Raw genomic sequence first — 18,197 nt, 5'->3', positions numbered from 1 at the left:
GCGATAACCCTGCCCGGCGGGCTTTGGCCGACCTTGGGGGCTGTGTATACTGGCCAACATTTTTAATGGCCTGGAACACCCTCCGATGGTTGCTCACCTGATTGAATTCGCAACAAATCACTATCTGCTGGTCGGTATCTTCGTCGTTCTGCTGGTTTTGCTGATCGTCACCGAAGCACGCAAGGGCGGCCGCAGCCTCAGCACCGGCGAACTGACCGCGCTGGTCAACGCCGACAAGGGCCTGGTGATCGACATCCGTTCGAGCAAGGACTACGCCGCCGGTCACATCGTGGGCGCCGTGAACATTCCCCAGGACAAAGTTGCTGCGCGCATCGGCGAGCTGGAAAAGCACAAGGCCAACAAGACCCTGATCATCGTCGACGCCATGGGCCAGCACGCCGGCACCACCGCGCGCGACCTGCTCAAGGCCGGCTTCACCGCTGCCAAGCTGTCGGGCGGCGTGTCGAGCTGGAAGGCCGATAACCTGCCGCTGGTGAAGTGACATGAGCAACGTCATCGTCTACTCCAGCGATTACTGCCCTTACTGCTCGCGGGCAAAATACCTGCTTGAAAGCAAAGGCGTGGCCTTCGAAGAGATCAAGGTCGATGGCAAGCCTCAGGTGCGCGCCGAAATGAGCCAGAAGGCCGGCCGCACCTCGGTGCCGCAGATCTGGATCGGCTCCACCCACGTCGGCGGTTGCGACGACCTGTTTGCCCTGGAGCGCGCCGGCAAGCTCGACGCGCTGCTCAAGGCCTGAATCAGAAACCCATTAAAGACTCTGGAAAGAAGGATCTGTCATGACTGATCAACAGAACAACGACGCCGCAGCCGCAGCCGACGACAACGCTCCGCAATTCTCCCTGCAGCGTATCTACGTGCGCGACCTGTCGTTCGAAGCGCCAAAAAGCCCGGCGATCTTCCGTCAGCAGTGGGAACCAAGCGTTGCCCTGGACCTGAACACCAAGCAGAAAGGCCTGGAAGGCGACTTCCACGAAGTCGTGCTGACCCTGTCGGTGACCGTGAAGAACGGCGACGAAGTAGCCTTCATCGCTGAAGTTCAGCAAGCCGGTATCTTCCTGATCAAGAACCTCGACCCGGCGTCGATGAGCCACACCCTGGGCGCGTTCTGCCCGAACATCCTGTTCCCGTACGCCCGTGAAGCGCTGGACAGCCTGGTGACCCGAGGTTCGTTCCCGGCGCTGATGCTCTCTCCGGTGAACTTCGACGCCCTGTACGCTCAGGAAATGCAACGCATGCAGGAAGCTGGCGAAGCCCCTTCGCTGCAGTAAGCCTGTTGCGATGAAGCAAAAAGCGCCCCTCGGGGCGCTTTTTTCTTGGGGATGTCGCGAACACTGTGGGAGCGGGCTTGCCCCGCGATGAGGACAGTACAGCTGGCACATCAGGTGGTGCCTGGATTACGGCCGCTTCGCGACCGATCGCGGGGCAAGGCCCGCTCCCACCGGTTCGGCGCTGTTCTGCGGTTTGATTCCTCAGGCAAAACCTTGCTGGCGCCAAGCTTCGTACACCGTCACCGCCACCGTGTTGGACAGGTTCAGGCTGCGACAGCCCGGGCGCATCGGCAGGCGCAGGCGCTGCTCGGCGGGCAGGCTGTCCAGCACCTCGGCCGGCAGGCCACGGCTTTCCGGACCGAACAGGAAGGCGTCGCCCGGCTGGAACGCGGTTTCATGGTAAGGGTGCGAGGCCTTCGTGGTGAAGGCGAACAGCCGCGGCTGGCCAAGGCTCTCCAGGCAACTGGGCAAGTCGGCGTGGCGCTTGAGCGTGGCATACTCGTGGTAGTCCAGACCGGCCCGGCGCAAGCGCTTGTCGTCCAGCTCGAAGCCGATCGGCTCGATCAGGTGCAAGTGGCAGCCGCTGTTGGCGCACAGTCTGATGATGTTGCCGGTATTCGGCGGAATCTCTGGTTGAAAGAGGATGACGTGAAACATGCACGGCTCCGAACATAAAGATGTCGAGCATTCTACTCCTGAACCGGACCCGCGTTCGCAGCTATGGCCGCGCGTGCTGTTTTCCCTGGCGCTGTTCGGCATGCTGGTGGGGCTGATGATCGGTCGCCTGACTGCGCCCGAGCCGCGGGTGCTGGAGCAGGTCGAGGTGGTCGAGGCGGGCTTGAACCTGTGGTTCAACGAAGAACCCAAGCTGCACGGCGAAGAGGTCGAAGGCACCCTGGCGCTGCTGTTCGAGGCCGAGGGCAAGGCGGTGCGAGGCCAGTTGCAGTTGCAGGGTAAACCTGTGAGCTGGCGGGTGCAGCACAGTGATGCTGGCCTGCTCGTGACCCTGGTCGCGGCCCGCCCTCTGCACGGCGAATGGGCCGGTGCAGAAGAGGGCGGACGCTGGCGGGTGCAGGTGAAGTTGCGCGAATAAAAGAGGGGATTCCCCGGCCTGCCTGTACCAAGGTCCCCAAAACTGGAAGTATTGATACTAATGCAGAGTGTGTGCCAGTTTTGTTGCAGTGCGGGTAATGGCGGGTTTTAAGGGGTTAGGCGGGGTCAGGCGGGGGATTTGTGCTTTGCTGCGGTGCGCAGGGCACAGGTTCGGTGCAAAAGCATCGCGGGGCAAGTCGGATCGCCGCACCGCCGCTCCCACACCAATTGGTAGGAGCGGGCTTGCCCCGCGATCAGGTTAACGCTCAGGCCTCGTCGTCGCCGTCCTCGTCGCCGCCATCGACCTTCATCCCCAACTCCTTGATCTTGCGCGTCAGGGTGTTGCGGCCCCAGCCCAGCAGTACGGCGGCATCGCGGCGGCGACCGGCGGTGTGCTTGAGGGCGGTCTCGATCATGATCCGCTCGAAACTCGGCACCGCGCTGTCGAGCAGGCTCGACTGGCCGCGGGCCAGGGCCTGGTCGGCCCATTGGCGCAGGGCCTGTTCCCAGTTGGTCACCGGCGCTGCGTCTTGCGGCAGGTTAAGCAGTTCGGGCGGCAGGTCGCCGATATGCACTTCGCGGCCTGAGGCCATCACCGTGATCCAGCGGCAGGTGTTCTCCAGTTGGCGCACGTTGCCCGGCCACGGCAGGTTGCGGATGAATTCCTCGGTTTCGGCCTTGAGCAATTTCGGCTCCACCGCCAGTTCTTGGGCGGCGCGGCCGAGAAAGTGGCGGGCCAGGGTCGGGATGTCTTCGCGACGATCGGCCAGGCGCGGGATGTGGATGCGGATCACGTTCAGGCGATGGAACAGGTCTTCGCGAAATTTGCCGGCCTGCACCAGGGTTTCCAGGTTCTGGTGGGTGGCGGCGATGATTCGCACATCAACCTTGACTGGCACATGGCCGCCCACCCGGTAGAACTCGCCATCGGCCAGTACCCGCAGCAGGCGGGTCTGGGTATCGGCCGGCATGTCGCCGATCTCGTCGAGGAACAGCGTGCCGCCATCGGCCTGCTCGAAGCGCCCGCGGCGCAGGTTGGCAGCACCGGTGAAAGCGCCTTTCTCGTGGCCGAACAGCTCCGATTCCATCAGGTCCTTGGGAATCGCCGCCATGTTCAAGGCGATGAACGGCGATGCCGCCCTCGGGCTGTGGCGGTGCAGGGCGTGGGCGACCAGTTCCTTGCCAGTGCCGGACTCGCCGTTGATCAGCACGGTAATGTTGGAATGGCTCAGGCGGCCAATGGCGCGGAACACCTCCTGCATCGCCGGTGCTTCGCCGATAATCTCCGGGGTTCGGGTCAGGCTCGGCGCGACGTCCAGGCCCTGTTGCTCCTGTGCGTGCTGGTTGGCGCGCTTGACCAGCGATACCGCTTCGTCGACGTCAAATGGCTTGGGCAGGTACTCGAAGGCGCCGCCCTGATAGGACGCCACCGCGCTGTCCAGGTCGGAATGGGCGGTCATGATGATCACTGGCAGGCGCGGGTGCTGCTCGCGGATCTGCGCAAGCAAGTCCAGACCACTGGCACCTGGCATACGGATATCGGAAATAATCACGTCCGGCTGTTGCCGGGCCAGGCGGCTCATGACCCCGTCGGCGCTGTCGAAGCTCTGGGTGGTCATGCCTTCCTGTTGCAGGGCCTTTTCCAGCACCCAGCGGATGGAACGATCATCGTCGACGATCCAGACAGTTTCACTTCGGCTCATGAGGCGTTGGCTCCTTGTTCCAGCGGCAGGAAGATCGAGAAGGTGGTGTGGCCAGGGTGGCTGTCACATTCGATCAGGCCCTGGTGCTGGCTGATGATGTTCTGGGTAATGGCCAGGCCCAGCCCTGTACCGTCCGGGCGGCCGCTGACCATGGGGTAGAAGATGGTTTCCTGCAGCTCGGCAGGAATGCCCGGGCCGTTGTCGATGATCTCGATGCGGGCCACCAGGCGGTGACGGGTGTGGCCGATGGTGAACTGGCGCATGGCCCGGGTGCGCAGACTGATGCGGCCCAGGCGCAGCTCGTTCTGGCCGCTGATGGCCTGCATGGCGTTGCGCACGATGTTGAGCACGGCCTGGATCATCTGTTCACGATCGATCAGTACGTCTGGCAGGCTCGGGTCGTAATCGCGCACCAGGGTGATGCCACCCTGGCTTTCGGCCTCGACCAGGCTGCAGACCCGCTCCAGCACCTCATGGATGTTGGTCAAGGCCAGCGACGGCAGCTTGTTTGAGCCGAGCATGCGGTCGACCAGGTTGCGCAGGCGGTCGGCCTCTTCAATGATCACATTGGTGTAATCCTTCAGGCCCTCCTCCGGCAGCTCGCGGGCCAGCAGCTGGGCGGCGCCGCGAATGCCACCAAGCGGGTTCTTGATCTCGTGGGCCAGGCCGCGCACCAGCATCTTGGTGGTTTCCTGCTTGGACAGCTGGGCCTCTTCCTTGGTGATGCGCAGCAGGCGGTCACGCGGGTGCACTTCAAGCAGCAGCAGGGTGGCGCCCTTGCTGAGGATGGGCGTTACCGCGTAGTCGACGGTCTGGGTCTGGCCGGTCAGCGAGGTCAGCTGGGCTTCACGTTTGGTAAAGGGGTGCGCGTGCTCTACCGCCTGGCGCAGGGAGTTCAGCGCCTCGGGCGATTCGGTGAACAGCTCGCTGATGAATTGCCCATGGCTGCGCTGGCCACTGATGGCCAGGAGCATCTCCGCCGCCGGGTTCATGTACTCAAGGCGCAACTCGGCGTCGAGCAGGATGGTGGCGGTGGTCAGGTTGTCCAGTAGCAGTCGGTGCAGTGCATCGCTGATGGTCATGGGGCGTCGTTGACCTCTTTTGGCTCATACAACCTCGGCCTGGGCCCAAGTCGCGGTCGCTGGTAATCCGCTGGTACAAAGAAAATGCAAAAAGCAAACCAAGGCTCCGAAAAGAAGCGGAATTTCCGGATTAAGACCTGTATTTGCGCGAAAAATGCCTACAAAGTCCTGAAGTCGCGCTTTTCGTGAACCAAAATGGGCTGAGTTGCTCAGGTGCAGGCAGATGCGTGCACCAATATAGAGCATAGAGGAAGGATTACTGCGGCGAGCACAAATGCGTGGTGGCGCGAATCAGGGCCAGGGATTGCTGTGGGTCTTTGCCCTGTTGAGCGATGGCTTGGGCGAGGTTCGCCTGGCATTGCGTCGGGCGGTTGCGATCAAACTCGGCCAGTTGGCCTAGCAGGGTGCGTTGCAGGCGATCCAGCTGCGGGCGCAACTGGCTGCTCAGGTCGACCCGCGGGGTTTGCGGTGCGCTGCCGACGGCGTGCCAGCGCGACAGCGCACTGTACTGCAGCAGCTTGTTGGCTTCGATCTGGTCGGCGAAGAACAGCGCTGCCCGTTGTTCATCGACACCAAAACGCACGGCCTGGGCCCGAGCGTTGGCAATCACCTGCTGCTCGCGTTCAGGTGCTTCTACTGGCTGGCCCGAGTCCCATTTGTTCAGGGCGACCGCGTGGGCGATGAGCAGGCGCTGGTCGATGCTATTGAGCAAGGCGGTGAGTGGGGTGGTAGATGCCGCAGGCTGGGAAAGCGGCACACCCTGGCTGCCTGCATAAAAAACGATCAACTCGGCCGGCTGCCTGCCAGTACGCCCACGATGTACGCCATCGACGATCTCGGCGAGGGCGTCTCCGGCCTTGATGCTTACCTGTTTGTTGCTGTCGCGGGTTTCCACCAGCAGTTCACCTGCAAGCAGGTAGCCGGCGTTGGGCTGCGGATGGCTGTGCCAGTCGAGGGTTGTTTCAGGCGGAATGTGGATTTTAACCAGGGTCAGCTCCGCAGGCCCGTCGGGGTAACGCGGGTAGGGGCTGCCATCCCAGGCTTTGCTGGTGCGCAGCAGCACCTGTGAATCGAGCTGTGCTGGCGGGGTGCTGCAACCTGCCAGCAGGGCAAGCAGAAAAAGCGTGATGAAGGTGCGGATCATGATGGGCTCGGGCGTGGTGTGCCGAGCCAGCATGGTCGAGGTCAGTGGGATGCCCTATCAGGAGGGTCTGAAGAACATGTATGAAAAAGGCCTCCCGAAGGAGGCCTTTTTCAAGCTACGCCGCTTGCGCGAGCGTCACTGGCTTAGCAGCTGTAGTACAGCTCGTATTCCAGTGGGTGTACGAAGGTGCGGACCTTGATTTCTTCTTCGCTTTTCAGCGCGATGTAGGCATCGATGAAGTCGTCGGAGAACACGCCGCCCTTGGTCAGGAACGCACGGCCTTTGTCCAGCTCTTCCAGGGCTTCTTTCAGGCTGCCGCAAACCTGTGGGATCTCTTTCGCCTCTTCAGGCGGCAGGTCGTACAGGTTCTTGTCGGCGGCATCGCCTGGGTGGATCTTGTTCTGGATACCGTCCAGGCCGGCCATCATCAGTGCTGCGAAGCACAGGTACGGGTTGGCAGCCGGGTCCGGGAAGCGCGCTTCGATGCGGCGGGCTTTCGGGCTGGAAACGTACGGGATGCGGATCGAGGCGGAACGGTTGCGCGCCGAGTAGGCCAGCATGACCGGTGCTTCGAAGCCTGGTACCAGACGCTTGTAGGAGTTGGTAGCCGGGTTGGTGAAGCCGTTCAGGGCCTTACCGTGCTTGATGATACCGCCGATGAAGTACAGGGCGGTGTCGGACAGGCCGGCATAGCCTTCGCCGGAGAAGGTGTTCTTGCCATCTTTGGAGATGGACATGTGCACGTGCATGCCCGAGCCGTTGTCGCCGTACAGTGGCTTAGGCATGAAGGTTGCGGTGCGGCCGTAGGCGTCGGCAACGTTGTGCACGCAGTATTTGAGGGTCTGAACTTCGTCAGCCTTCTTCACCAGGGTGTTGAACTGCACGCCGATTTCGTTCTGGCCGGCAGTTGCCACTTCGTGGTGGTGGACTTCGATGACCAGGCCCATTTCTTCCATGGCGTTGCACATGGCAGTACGGATTTCGTGGTCGTGGTCGAACGGTGGTACCGGGAAGTAGCCGCCTTTGACGCCTGGACGGTGGCCTTTGTTGCCGCCTTCGACGTCCTGGTCGGACATCCACGAGCCTTGCTCGGAGTAGATCTTGAACATCGAGCCGGAGATGTCGGACTTGAACTTCACTTCGTCGAAGATGAAGAATTCAGGCTCTGGACCGACGAACACGGTGTCACCGATACCGGTGGTCTTCAGGTACTCTTCGGCGCGGCGGGCGATGGCGCGTGGGTCGCGGTCGTAGCCTTGCATGGTCGAAGGTTCGATGATGTCGCAGACCAGGATCAGGGTCGGCTCTTCAGTGAACGGGTCGAGCACGGCGGAGGAGTCGTCCGGCATCAGGATCATGTCGGAGGCTTCGATGCCTTTCCAGCCAGCGATGGAGGAACCGTCGAACATCTTGCCGGCTTCGAAGAAATCTTCATCCAGCGCGTCACGAGCTGGCATGGTCACGTGGTGCTGAGTGCCTTTGGTGTCAGTGAAGCGCAGATCAATCCATTTAACGTCATGATCTTTGATGAGTTGAACCGACTTCGACATAGTGTCCTCCGGGTGGGGTAGAGCTTGCCTGTGCAGCCCTTTAATTTGGGTGATGCCGGGCGCGAATAGTCGGCCAAGGCAACCTGCCTCACAAGGGAGCAAATTGCATGCCAGTGCCCCGAGTTGGGATTTTTGCCCCAAACCCAAGCGTTTTCGGCCGAATTGATAAATCCGCGGCTTTTTTCTGCACTTTAAAGATGCGCTAAACCTGCATGATGCATCATTTTGGTGCGCAGAAAACCTTCTGTACAAAAGTTGCTCAAAGCTTGAGCAATTTCCGCTATAATCCGCGCCCCACTTTTTTAGTCGGCACCTCGCGCGCTGTTTTTCATGAAACTAATCGTAAAAGTCTTCCCAGAGATCACCATCAAGAGCCGGCCGGTTCGCAAGCGCTTCATCCGTCAACTGGCCCGCAACATCCGCAACGTGCTCAAGGACCTCGATCCTGCGCTCGCGGTTAACGGTGTCTGGGATAACCTCGAAGTGATCACTCACATCGAGGACGAGAAAGTCCTGCGCGAGATGACCGAGCGTTTGAGCTGCACGCCGGGCATTGCCCACTTCCTGCAGGTCGACGAATACCCGCTGGGTGATTTCGACGACATCGTCGCCAAGTGCAAGCAGCACTTCGGTCACCTGCTGGCCGGCAAGCGCTTCGCCGTACGCTGCAAGCGTGGTGGCCACCATGACTTCAGCTCGATGGACGTCGACCGTTACGTCGGCAGCCAGCTGCGCCAGCAGTGCGGCGCAGCCGGTATCGACCTGCGTACCCCGGAAGTCGAAGTGCGCATCGAGGTGCGCGACAAGCGCCTGTATATCATCCACAACCAGCACAAAGGCATCGGCGGTTACCCGCTGGGCGCGCTGGAGCAGACCCTGGTGCTGATGTCCGGTGGCTTCGACTCCACCGTCGCCGCCTACCAGATGATGCGCCGTGGCCTGATGACCCATTTCTGCTTCTTCAACCTTGGCGGCCGTGCCCACGAGCTGGGGGTGATGGAAGTCGCCCACTTCCTGTGGAAAAAGTACGGCAGCAGCCAGCGCGTGCTGTTCGTCAGCGTGCCGTTCGAAGAAGTGGTCGGCGAGATCCTCGGCAAGGTCGACAACAGCTACATGGGCGTGACCCTCAAGCGCATGATGCTGCGTGCGGCGACCAACATCGCCGACCGTCTGCAGATCGACGCCCTGGTGACCGGTGAAGCCATCTCCCAGGTCTCGAGCCAGACCCTGCCAAACCTTGCGGTGATCGACTCGGCCACCGAGAAACTGGTGTTGCGCCCCTTGCTCGCCAGCCACAAGCAGGACATCATCGACCAGGCCCAGCAGATCGGCACCGCCGAGTTTGCCAAGCACATGCCTGAATACTGCGGCGTTATTTCGGTGAACCCGACTACCTGCGCCAAGCGTCATCGCGTCGACCATGAAGAGAAGCAGTTCGACATGGCGGTGCTCGAGCGTGCCCTGGAGCGCGCCCGCCTGATCTCCATCGACCACGTGATCGATGAACTCAGCCAGGATATCCAGATCGAAGAAGTAAGCCAGGCGCTGGCCGGGCAGGTGGTGATCGACATTCGCCACCCTGATGCCCAGGAAGACCAGCCCCTGGAACTGGACGGCATCGAGGTCCAGGCCTTGCCGTTCTACGCCCTGAACAGTCGCTTCAAGGAGCTGGATGCCACGCGCCAGTACCTGCTGTATTGCGACAAGGGAGTAATGAGTCGCCTGCATGCCCATCATCTGCTCAGTGAGGGACATGCCAATGTGCGCGTTTATCGTCCGACATAAGACGCCGGGGTTGTATGGCGGGAGCATCCGCCATCGCCCTCCCGACCACCGGGCCGTTTGAGCGCCATTCATTCATATTCGCCGCCTAGACTGGGCGGCAACCCGAATCCTCTGATCGAGATACACACGTGATCGAAAATCTGCGTAACATCGCCATCATCGCCCACGTTGACCATGGTAAAACCACCCTGGTCGACAAACTCCTGCGTCAGTCCGGCACCCTGGAGCGTAACGAGCTCAACGACGAGCGCGTCATGGACTCCAACGACCAGGAAAAAGAGCGCGGTATTACCATTCTGGCGAAAAACACCGCCATCAACTGGAACGGCTACCACATCAACATCGTCGACACCCCCGGCCACGCCGACTTCGGTGGCGAGGTTGAGCGTGTAATGTCGATGGTTGACTCCGTACTGCTGCTGGTCGACGCCCAAGACGGCCCTATGCCGCAAACCCGTTTCGTGACCAAGAAGGCTTTCGAAGCCGGCCTGCGTCCAATCGTGGTGATCAACAAGGTCGACCGTCCGGGCGCGCGTCCTGACTGGGTTCTGGACCAGATCTTCGACCTGTTCGACAACCTCGGTGCCACCGAAGAGCAGCTGGACTTCAAAGTCGTCTACGCCTCGGCCCTGAACGGCATTGCCGGTCTGGACCACACCGAAATGGCCGAAGACATGACCCCGCTGTACCAGTCGATCGTCGACAACGTACCAGCGCCTGCTGTTGACCGTGACGGTCCGTTCCAGATGCAGATCTCGGCGCTGGACTACAACAGCTTCCTCGGTGTTATCGGCGTTGGCCGTATCGCCCGTGGCCGCGTCAAGCCAAACACCCCGGTTGTCGCCATCGACACCGACGGCAAGAAGCGCAACGGTCGTATCCTCAAGCTGATGGGTCACCACGGCCTGCACCGCGTTGACGTTGAAGAAGCCCAGGCTGGCGACATCGTCTGCATCAGCGGTTTCGACGAGCTGTTCATCTCCGACACCCTGTGCTCCCCGGACGCAGTTGAAGCGATGAAGCCGCTGACCGTTGACGAGCCAACCGTTTCGATGACCTTCCAGGTCAACGACTCGCCGTTCTGCGGTAAAGAAGGCAAGTTCGTGACTTCCCGCAACATCAAGGAACGTCTGGACAAAGAGCTGCTGTACAACGTTGCACTGCGCGTTGAAGAAGGTGACTCGGCTGACAAGTTCAAGGTATCCGGCCGTGGTGAGCTGCACCTCTCGGTTCTGATCGAAACCATGCGTCGCGAAGGCTTCGAAATGGGTGTTGGTCGTCCGGAAGTGATCATCCGTGAAGTCGACGGCGCCAAGCACGAGCCGTTCGAGAACGTCACCATCGACATCCCTGAAGATTCCCAGGGCAAGGTCATGGAAGAAATGGGTCTGCGTAAAGGCGATCTGACCAACATGGTTCCGGATGGCAAGGGCCGTGTACGCCTGGAATACAACATTCCAGCCCGTGGTCTGATCGGTTTCCGTAACCAGTTCCTGACCCTGACCAACGGTGCAGGCATCCTGACCTCGATCTTCGACCGTTACGCTCCGATGAAGTCCGGCCACATGTCCGGCCGTCAGAACGGCGTACTGGTTTCGGTTGAAACCGGCAAGGCCCTGACCTACTCCCTGGAAACCCTGCAGGCGCGCGGCAAGCTGTTCGTCGAGCACGGCCAGGAAATCTACAACGGTCAGATCGTTGGTCTGAACAGCCGCGACAACGACCTGGGCGTCAACCCTACCAAGGGCAAGAAGCTCGACAACATGCGTGCTTCGGGTAAAGACGAAACCATTGCCCTGGTTCCACCGGTTCGCTTCACCCTGGAACAGGCTCTGGAATTCATCCAGGACGACGAGCTGTGCGAAGTGACCCCTAAGTCGATCCGTCTGCGCAAGAAGATCCTCGACGAAGGCGAGCGTACCCGCGCTGCCAAGAAAGCCAAGAACTGAGTCTTAGTTTCGGCTGAATGAAAACGCCCCCGGTCGCAAGACCGGGGGCGTTTTTTTTGTGCGCGGAAAGTTTGAATCAGCCGAAGGACTGTTCGAACGGCTCGGCGCTGGCACGGATGGCAGCTGCGATTTGCGGTGCTTGCTCCGTCAGTTCCTGATGATGCAGCAGTGTGCCCTCGACGGCTTGCAGGATTGCCTGGATGCGGCTTTTGGGGTCACTGACATGGCAACGCTTGGCGAAGTCGAGAATGGCCAGGCGTGAGGCAAAAAGCGACTTCTGCCCATTGAGGTCCAGCGCCAGTGTGTCCCGCGGAAGGTAGGCGGTGGTATTGACGATGTCATAGGCCGGCGCGAGCACGGCATCATTGGCGTAGGGCGTGCTGTACAGCAGGCCGAAGTTCTTCAGGTGTGCATCGCCGTTGCCGACGATGCAACTCAAGGCGACCATGTCGAACAGTGCCTGAAGGTTCTCCAACTGTTTCATCGGTGCGGTAAATACCTCGATGGCTTTGGCGATGTGCTCGTAGCTTTTACTGTATTTGCCAGCAGTACCCAGGCCCATCAATACCGCCATGTCTTCGAAGCCAAGCGGATTCAGCTGTGCATCACGGTCGAAGCGGCGCATGACGAACATGCGCTTGTCCTTGGACAAGTAGAACTCTGGTGTGCTGATCCCGGCTGCACTGGCAATCGACATGCACAGGTACTCGTTGATCGCCAGGTGGGGGAATTCACCCTTGCCGCTTTTTACAATCAGGTCAGCGGTGGTGGCGGTCGCCTTGTAAGGGGCTTCGGCCAGTTCCGGCACCAGCACTTTGGGCTGCACACCAGAAATACCGGAGCGCAAGATGTAGCGCTGGACCAGTTCATTGAAAATATCCTCGGTACCGTCCCAGGCAAGAATCTCGCTTAGACGTTCTCCCTTGCCCGGGCTGTCTTGCTGCTCGATCAGGCGCTGTACTTCTGGTGCGGTGACGAATACGCGGCCGATAGGCGAGTTGCTGCCGGAGATAGCCAGCAGCAGCATCGGGTTGACGGTTGCTACCTTGGCCAGGCGATTGCGCAGTTGCTCCAGTACATAGCCTTCGGGCAGGTTCATCTGGAAGATCGGATGAAGGTCCCTGGATACGAAGTCGTTGCGGCGAGGGGGCATGGTCATGCTCACCGCAATTGAGGCCGAGGATGAGTCGCTATAGCGAAAGACGTAGTCGCCGTTTGGCTGCTGGAAAATCTTGCCGCTGACGCCTTGAGGCGTTGTCACCAGCAGCTCGTCTGCCGCGCTCACCGAAACACGTCCTCAAGCTCATCCAGGGTCGGCAGAGACTTTGCCACGACCTCGACGTCGCAGCCGAGGGCATTCAATGCTCTGCTGTAAAACGAGATGGCGACGGTGCTTGAACCCTGCTCGATCTCACTGAGCTTTTGCCGAGTGATGCCGATACGTTCCGCCAGTTGTACTTTGGTCAGGCCGCGGCGCTTTCTCATCTGCTCGATGCTGTGCCCGATGCGCTGGGAAATTAGTGTGGTCTGCATGTTACGTATCCATAACATTAGCTAATTAATGTCAGGTAAACATAACATTGCGTCATCGTCAAACGCCCAGCTCGCTTCGGTCGGGCGTTCCGATCAGTGGTCGTCGCTTAGCGCGAGCGCACCGCAGGCTTGGGGATATACGCGCAATACCCCGGCCGCGGGCCGATCCGCGGATGGTTGCGGCAGGTGTCCGGGCGCTTGTCATAAATGGTGCACATGCGACTTTTACGATCCAGGTACAGGCAATCGTCGTTGCTCATCTGCGCCAGGGTGAAAATCCCCGACTTCTGGTTGAAGCGCTGGATGATCCCGTCCTTCTGCAAGCGCTTGGCAATGTTCTTCGGCGGCTCGCCCACCTCGAACTCGTCCACCACGCCCATGCGGATCAGGTCTTTGATCTTCACTTCCGTCGGCAAGGTGCAGCAGGTGGAGTTGCAGCCTCCGCACATATGGCTTTGGTACTTCTGCCAGGTTTCCAGTCGGTCGACTTCGGCGGCGGCAATCAGGGTCGGTTTCATCGGGCTCAGGCTAGAAGAGTCTTGTGGGCGCGCGATGATACCGGAGTTGATCAAATTGTGAACAACCATTTGCCGCTTTATTCCGGGTTTGTTTGCTGCTGGCCGCAAGAAAGTCGCGAACCAGAGCTTCCCCTCTGTGTCGAACGGTCTAGGCTGAGAAATCTCCATCCGCATTCGTCAACTTGCCCGAGGACGTCGCATGTCTCAGGAACCGCTCGCACGTGACGCAGAGGTGGCCGCTTTTCGCACCGCTGTACTGGATAAATTGACCTACGCGGTCGGCAAGGACCCGGAGCATGCCTTCGATCACGACTGGTTCGAAGCCATTGCCCTGGCTGCCCGCGATCACATGGTCGACCACTGGATGGACCACACCCGGCAGATTTACCGCAAGAGCCAGAAGCGGGTGTATTACCTATCGCTGGAGTTTCTGATCGGCCGCCTTTTGTACGACAGCCTGAGCAACCTGGGCCTGCTGGATGTCGCCCGTGAGGCGCTGGAGGGGCTCAACGTCGACCTTGAGCGCATCCGCCTGCTCGAGCCTGACGCGGCCCTGGGTAACGGCGGCCTGGGGCGTCTGGCGGCGTGTTTCATGGAGAGTATGTCGACCCTTGGCATCGCCGCCCACGGTTACGGCATACGCTACGAGCACGGCCTGTTCCGCCAGGCGGTGGTCGATGGCTGGCAGCAGGAGCAGACCGAAAACTGGCTGGATTTCGGCAACCCCTGGGAGTTCGAGCGGGCCGAGGTGATCTACCCGATCAGCTTTGGTGGCAGCGTCGAAACCGTGCACGACGCCAGTGGCCAGCAGCGCCAGGTGTGGTGGCCGGCCGAGACGGTGCGTGCGGTGGCCTATGACACGCCGGTGGTCGGCTGGCGCGGTGCCAGCGTCAACACCTTGCGCCTGTGGCGGGCGCGGGCATTGGAAGAACTACACCTGGAGCGCTTCAATGCCGGCGACCACCTTGGCGCCGTTGCCGAAGTGGCGCGGGCCGAGAGCATCTCGCGGGTGCTGTACCCGGCCGACAGCACCGAGGCCGGCCAGGAGCTGCGACTGCGCCAGGAATACTTCTTTGTTTCAGCCTCGCTGCAGGATCTGCTGCGCCGGCACCTGAACATGCACGACAGCCTGCTCAACCTGCCGCAGCAGGCGGCAATCCAGCTCAACGACACTCACCCCTCGATCGCGGTCGCCGAGCTGATGCGCTTGCTGGTCGACCAGCACGAAGTGCCGTGGGAGACGGCCTGGCAACTGACCGTCGAGACCCTGGCCTACACCAACCACACCTTGCTGCCCGAAGCCCTGGAAACCTGGCCGGTGGGCCTGATGGAGCGCATGCTGCCGCGGCACATGCAGATCATCTACCTGATCAACGCCTTTCATATCGACGCCCTGCGCGCCAAGGGCATCCACGACTTCGACGTGCTGCGCGCAGTGTCGCTGATCGAGGAAGACAACGGCCGCCGGGTGCGCATGGGCAACCTGGCGTTCCTCGGTTCGCACAGCGTCAACGGTGTGTCGGCGCTGCATAGCAAGCTGATGCGCAGCACGGTGTTCGCCGAGCTGCACAAGCTCTACCCGGAGCGAATCAACAACAAGACCAACGGCATCACCTTCCGTCGCTGGCTGTTCCAGGCCAACCCGCAGCTCACCGGCATGCTCGTCGAAGCACTGGGCGCCGACGTGCTCGACGATCCGCAAGGGCGCCTGCGCGACCTTGACCCGTTTGCCGACAAGGCGTCGTTCTGCAAGCAGTTCGCCGCCCAGCGCCTGCACAGCAAGAAGGCCCTGGCCGGGCTGATCCAGGAGCGCCTGGGTATCACCCTCAACCCCGAAGCGATGTTCGATGTGCAGGTCAAACGCATCCACGAGTACAAGCGCCAGTTGCTCAACCTGTTGCATACCGTGGCCCTGTACCAGGCCATCCGCGCTGAGCCGGGGACCGGTTGGGCGCCGCGGGTGAAGATCTTCGCCGGCAAGGCCGCCGCCAGCTATCACCAGGCCAAGTTGATCATCAAGCTGACCAACGATATCGCCAAGGTGGTCAACAACGACCCGACCGTGCGCGGCCTGCTCAAGGTGGTTTTTTTACCCAACTACAACGTCAGCCTGGCTGAGAGCATCATTCCGGCGGCCGACCTTTCCGAGCAGATCTCCACCGCCGGCTACGAGGCCTCCGGAACCAGCAACATGAAGTTCGGCCTCAATGGCGCGCTGACCATCGGCACCCTGGACGGCGCCAACGTCGAGATGTGCGAGCAGGTCGGTATCGAGAACATGTTCATCTTCGGCCTGACCTCCCAGCAGGTGGAAGCGCGCAAGCGCAGCGGCGACTTTGGCGCCAGTGCCGCAATTGGTGCCTCCCATCGGCTCAACGACGTGCTCCAGGCGATTCGCGGCGGGGTGTTTTCACCGGATGACCCGGCCCGCTATGTCGGCCTGGTTGATTCGCTGGTGGCCTATGACCGCTTTTTGGTGTGCGCTGATTTCGACGCCTATTGGGAAGCGCAACTGCGTGTCGAAGAACTCTGGCACGAGCCCAGGCAGTGGTGGCGCATGGCGGTGCTCAACACCGCGCGCATGGGCTGGTTCTCTTCGGACCGGACCATCCGCGAGTACGCCACGGATATCTGGAAAGCCCTCGACTAAGCTGCAAAGGCCGGCCCGGGAGCGCTGAACTCTCGGGCCGATGTGCCGTCTGATCGGCCAAGCGTGTCTGATTGCTCGCTAGCGCTTCACTCTCCCTGTAAACTGCGTGGGTTTTTATTACCCCCTTCCTTCGGAGCCTTACATGTCCCGCGTTACCCTGAGTCGCTATTTGATTGAGCAGACCCGCAGCAACAGTACCCCTGCCGATCTGCGCTTCCTGATCGAAGTGGTGGCGCGTGCGTGCAAGGAAATCAGCCACAACGTCTCCAAGGGCGCACTGGGCGGTGTTCTGGGCAGCATGGGCACTGAAAACGTGCAGGGCGAAGTCCAGAAGAAGCTCGACGTGATCTCTAACGACATCCTCCTTGAAGCCAACGAATGGGGCGGTCACCTGGCCGGCATGGCTTCCGAAGAAATGGACAACGCCTACCAGATCCCGGGCAAATACCCGAAAGGCGCCTACCTGCTGGTATTCGACCCGCTGGACGGTTCGTCGAACATCGACGTCAACGTCTCGGTCGGCACTATCTTCTCGGTACTGCGCTGCCCGAACGAATACCTGAGCCAGAACGAAAGCCTCAACGAACAGGCCTTCCTGCAGCCAGGCACCAAGCAGGTTGCCGCCGGTTACGCGATCTACGGCCCGCAGACCATGCTGATCCTGACCCTGGGCAACGGCGTCAAGGGCTTTACCCTGGACCGCGAGCTGGGCAGCTTCGTGCTGACCCACGAGAACATTCAGGTGCCGGAAACCACCGCCGAGTTCGCCATCAACATGTCCAACCAGCGCCACTGGGAAGAGCCGGTGACCCGCTACGTGGGCGAGCTGCTGGCCGGTGAAACCGGTCCGCTGAAAAAGAACTACAACATGCGCTGGATCGCCTCGATGGTTGCCGATGTGCACCGCATCCTGACCCGTGGCGGCCTGTTCATGTACCCGCGCGACGCCCGTGAGCCATCCAAGCCGGGCAAGCTGCGTCTGATGTACGAAGCCAACCCGATGTCCTTCATCATCGAACAGGCCGGCGGTGCGTCCACCGACGGTCGCCAGCGCATCCTCGACATCCAGCCAGAGAGCCTGCACCAGCGCGTGGCAGTGTTCCTCGGCTCCAAGCAGGAAGTCGAGCGCGTTACCGGTTATCACAAGGAGTAAATCATGCTCGCACCTTGGCAGCCGTTGCTGGAGTGGTGGTTTGGCTGGGGCACCAGCCCCCAGAATGTGGCTGACGAGAAGAGCACCTTGTGGTTCGGCAAGCACCACGACGACGAAGCGCGCGAGCGCTTCGGCGAGCTGGTCGAGCAAGCGCTGGCCGGCGGCCTCGATGAGTGGCTGCAAAGCCCGCAGGGCTGGCTTGGCCTGGTGTTGCTGCTCGACCAGTTGCCGCGCATGATCCACCGTGACACGCCGCGCGCCTTCGATGGCGACCGACGTGCCCAGGTGCTGGTGATGCAGGGGCTGGACAAGGCCTGGGATTACCAGCTGCTGCCGATCCAGCGGGTGTTCATCCTGCTGGTGCTGGAGCATGCCGAGGTACTGGATTGGCAGAACATCAGCGTCGAGCGTTACCAGTGGCTGCTCGAGGCCCAACCGGATGCCGATCGGCGTTTGTTCGAGGGGTTCCTCGACTACGCCGAGCAGCACCAGCGGGTGATCGCCCGCTTTGGCCGCTTCCCGCATCGCAATCTGTTGCTGAATCGGCCGAGTACCGATGAAGAGATGGATTTTCTGCTGGAGCCGGGCTCAAGGTTTTGAGTTGAGCTCAATCGCGGGGCAAGTCGAGTCGTGGGGGCGCCCCCCCCCCCCCCGCAGTGGGGGGGGGGGGGGGGGGCGGCCCGGGCGCCCCCCCCCCCGGACCCAAACATCCCGGAAAGCAACCCCCCCCACGGGAACACCAATGGGG

17 protein-coding genes are annotated in these 18,197 nt (G+C 61.1%); 9 read left to right on the top strand and 8 right to left on the bottom strand.

The annotated features are described in order from the left end of the window. The first annotated feature begins 85 nt into the window (after positions 1–85). The 3 genes from ABIE20_RS16925 to secB are packed head-to-tail and all read left to right on the top strand — an operon-like array spanning position 86 to position 1,290. Positions 86–502, top strand: coding sequence for a rhodanese-like domain-containing protein (locus ABIE20_RS16925; RefSeq protein ID WP_429506074.1), 417 nt, complete (start codon positions 86–88; stop codon positions 500–502). Between the two features lies 1 nt (position 503). Next, the gene (gene grxC / locus ABIE20_RS16920) at positions 504–758 is read left to right on the top strand and encodes a glutaredoxin 3 (RefSeq protein ID WP_429506072.1); all 255 of its coding nucleotides are present in this window, start codon (positions 504–506) and stop codon (positions 756–758) included. Between the two features lie 40 nt (positions 759–798). Next, complete coding sequence (gene secB, locus ABIE20_RS16915) at positions 799–1,290, top strand: protein-export chaperone SecB (RefSeq protein ID WP_045193907.1); 492 nt, start codon at positions 799–801, stop codon at positions 1,288–1,290. Between the two features lie 201 nt (positions 1,291–1,491). Here secB and ABIE20_RS16910 read toward each other — a convergent pair whose 3' ends face one another. Further along, positions 1,492–1,947 (bottom strand): tRNA (cytidine(34)-2'-O)-methyltransferase, encoded by a 456-nt coding sequence (locus tag ABIE20_RS16910; protein ID WP_010222290.1) that lies wholly within the window; start codon positions 1,945–1,947, stop codon positions 1,492–1,494. On the opposite strand from ABIE20_RS16910, the gene ABIE20_RS16905 reads away from it, so the two are divergent. Further along, the gene (locus tag ABIE20_RS16905; RefSeq protein ID WP_429506071.1) at positions 1,946–2,383 is read left to right on the top strand and encodes a hypothetical protein; all 438 of its coding nucleotides are present in this window, start codon (positions 1,946–1,948) and stop codon (positions 2,381–2,383) included. The two genes, ABIE20_RS16910 and ABIE20_RS16905, sit on opposite strands and share 2 nt — an antisense overlap. Positions 2,384–2,648: 265 nt before the next feature. Here ABIE20_RS16905 and ntrC read toward each other — a convergent pair whose 3' ends face one another. The 4 genes from ntrC to glnA all read right to left on the bottom strand — a co-directional run bounded on the left by ntrC (position 2,649) and on the right by glnA (position 7,861). Next, entirely contained in the window at positions 2,649–4,085 is a 1,437-nt protein-coding gene (gene ntrC / locus ABIE20_RS16900) for a nitrogen regulation protein NR(I) (RefSeq protein ID WP_115089310.1), read from the bottom strand. Then, complete coding sequence (glnL, locus tag ABIE20_RS16895; protein ID WP_429506069.1) at positions 4,082–5,167, bottom strand: nitrogen regulation protein NR(II); 1,086 nt, start codon at positions 5,165–5,167, stop codon at positions 4,082–4,084. The genes ntrC and glnL overlap by 4 nt, the downstream gene beginning before the upstream one ends. Positions 5,168–5,423: 256 nt before the next feature. Next, entirely contained in the window at positions 5,424–6,311 is an 888-nt protein-coding gene (locus ABIE20_RS16890) for a chorismate mutase (protein ID WP_429506067.1), read from the bottom strand. Positions 6,312–6,454: 143 nt separating this feature from the next. Next, entirely contained in the window at positions 6,455–7,861 is a 1,407-nt protein-coding gene (gene glnA / locus ABIE20_RS16885) for a glutamate--ammonia ligase (RefSeq protein WP_038997584.1), read from the bottom strand. A gap of 330 nt (positions 7,862–8,191) precedes the next feature. Here glnA and thiI point away from each other — a divergent pair, with 330 nt between their 5' ends. Continuing rightward, on the top strand, positions 8,192–9,646 hold the full coding sequence (gene thiI, locus ABIE20_RS16880) for a tRNA uracil 4-sulfurtransferase ThiI (RefSeq protein WP_429506066.1): 1,455 nt from the start codon (positions 8,192–8,194) through the stop codon (positions 9,644–9,646). Between the two features lie 128 nt (positions 9,647–9,774). After that, positions 9,775–11,595 (top strand): translational GTPase TypA, encoded by a 1,821-nt coding sequence (gene typA / locus ABIE20_RS16875; protein WP_429506064.1) that lies wholly within the window; start codon positions 9,775–9,777, stop codon positions 11,593–11,595. A gap of 76 nt (positions 11,596–11,671) precedes the next feature. On the opposite strand, the gene ABIE20_RS16870 is transcribed toward typA, so the two are convergent. The 3 genes from ABIE20_RS16870 to ABIE20_RS16860 form a co-directional block, all read right to left on the bottom strand. Continuing rightward, positions 11,672–12,880: a type II toxin-antitoxin system HipA family toxin gene (locus ABIE20_RS16870; protein ID WP_429506063.1), complete on the bottom strand. Its 1,209-nt coding sequence runs from the start codon at positions 12,878–12,880 to the stop codon at positions 11,672–11,674. After that, a complete protein-coding gene (locus ABIE20_RS16865) occupies positions 12,877–13,128 on the bottom strand; it encodes a helix-turn-helix transcriptional regulator (protein ID WP_123564854.1) in 252 nt (83 codons plus the stop codon). The genes ABIE20_RS16870 and ABIE20_RS16865 overlap by 4 nt, the downstream gene beginning before the upstream one ends. A gap of 107 nt (positions 13,129–13,235) precedes the next feature. Beyond that, positions 13,236–13,646 (bottom strand): YkgJ family cysteine cluster protein, encoded by a 411-nt coding sequence (locus ABIE20_RS16860; protein ID WP_230090916.1) that lies wholly within the window; start codon positions 13,644–13,646, stop codon positions 13,236–13,238. A 199-nt stretch (positions 13,647–13,845) separates the two neighbouring features. Between ABIE20_RS16860 and ABIE20_RS16855 the strand changes: the two genes are divergently transcribed. The 3 genes from ABIE20_RS16855 to ABIE20_RS16845 all read left to right on the top strand — a co-directional run bounded on the left by ABIE20_RS16855 (position 13,846) and on the right by ABIE20_RS16845 (position 18,049). After that, positions 13,846–16,296 (top strand): glycogen/starch/alpha-glucan phosphorylase, encoded by a 2,451-nt coding sequence (locus ABIE20_RS16855; RefSeq protein ID WP_429506061.1) that lies wholly within the window; start codon positions 13,846–13,848, stop codon positions 16,294–16,296. A 142-nt stretch (positions 16,297–16,438) separates the two neighbouring features. After that, positions 16,439–17,449, top strand: a complete 1,011-nt coding sequence (locus ABIE20_RS16850; RefSeq protein ID WP_045193898.1) for a class 1 fructose-bisphosphatase — start codon at positions 16,439–16,441, stop codon at positions 17,447–17,449. A 3-nt stretch (positions 17,450–17,452) separates the two neighbouring features. Then, positions 17,453–18,049 (top strand): DUF924 family protein, encoded by a 597-nt coding sequence (locus tag ABIE20_RS16845; RefSeq protein ID WP_429506059.1) that lies wholly within the window; start codon positions 17,453–17,455, stop codon positions 18,047–18,049. Positions 18,050–18,197 lie beyond the last annotated feature (148 nt).

Source organism: Pseudomonas sp. 2835 (assembly GCF_050435905.1).
Taxonomy (GTDB): Bacteria; Pseudomonadota; Gammaproteobacteria; order Pseudomonadales; family Pseudomonadaceae; genus Aquipseudomonas.
Note: the sequence above shows the minus strand (reverse complement) of the source record. Positions and strands in the feature narration are given on the sequence as shown.

What these genes read in the sequence shown, in the direction of transcription:
- ntrC (WP_115089310.1), bottom strand. Translation starts at nt 4,085, where the DNA reads ATGAGCCGAAGTGAAACTGTCTGGATCGTCGACGATGATCGTTCCATC.
- glnA (WP_038997584.1), bottom strand. Translation starts at nt 7,861, where the DNA reads ATGTCGAAGTCGGTTCAACTCATCAAAGATCATGACGTTAAATGGATT.
- ABIE20_RS16925 (WP_429506074.1), top strand. Translation starts at nt 86, where the DNA reads ATGGTTGCTCACCTGATTGAATTCGCAACAAATCACTATCTGCTGGTC.
- grxC (WP_429506072.1), top strand. Translation starts at nt 504, where the DNA reads ATGAGCAACGTCATCGTCTACTCCAGCGATTACTGCCCTTACTGCTCG.
- glnL (WP_429506069.1), bottom strand. Translation starts at nt 5,167, where the DNA reads ATGACCATCAGCGATGCACTGCACCGACTGCTACTGGACAACCTGACC.
- ABIE20_RS16905 (WP_429506071.1), top strand. Translation starts at nt 1,946, where the DNA reads ATGCACGGCTCCGAACATAAAGATGTCGAGCATTCTACTCCTGAACCG.
- thiI (WP_429506066.1), top strand. Translation starts at nt 8,192, where the DNA reads ATGAAACTAATCGTAAAAGTCTTCCCAGAGATCACCATCAAGAGCCGG.
- ABIE20_RS16855 (WP_429506061.1), top strand. Translation starts at nt 13,846, where the DNA reads ATGTCTCAGGAACCGCTCGCACGTGACGCAGAGGTGGCCGCTTTTCGC.
- secB (WP_045193907.1), top strand. Translation starts at nt 799, where the DNA reads ATGACTGATCAACAGAACAACGACGCCGCAGCCGCAGCCGACGACAAC.
- ABIE20_RS16865 (WP_123564854.1), bottom strand. Translation starts at nt 13,128, where the DNA reads ATGCAGACCACACTAATTTCCCAGCGCATCGGGCACAGCATCGAGCAG.
- ABIE20_RS16845 (WP_429506059.1), top strand. Translation starts at nt 17,453, where the DNA reads ATGCTCGCACCTTGGCAGCCGTTGCTGGAGTGGTGGTTTGGCTGGGGC.
- ABIE20_RS16850 (WP_045193898.1), top strand. Translation starts at nt 16,439, where the DNA reads ATGTCCCGCGTTACCCTGAGTCGCTATTTGATTGAGCAGACCCGCAGC.
- ABIE20_RS16890 (WP_429506067.1), bottom strand. Translation starts at nt 6,311, where the DNA reads ATGATCCGCACCTTCATCACGCTTTTTCTGCTTGCCCTGCTGGCAGGT.
- ABIE20_RS16860 (WP_230090916.1), bottom strand. Translation starts at nt 13,646, where the DNA reads ATGAAACCGACCCTGATTGCCGCCGCCGAAGTCGACCGACTGGAAACC.
- ABIE20_RS16910 (WP_010222290.1), bottom strand. Translation starts at nt 1,947, where the DNA reads ATGTTTCACGTCATCCTCTTTCAACCAGAGATTCCGCCGAATACCGGC.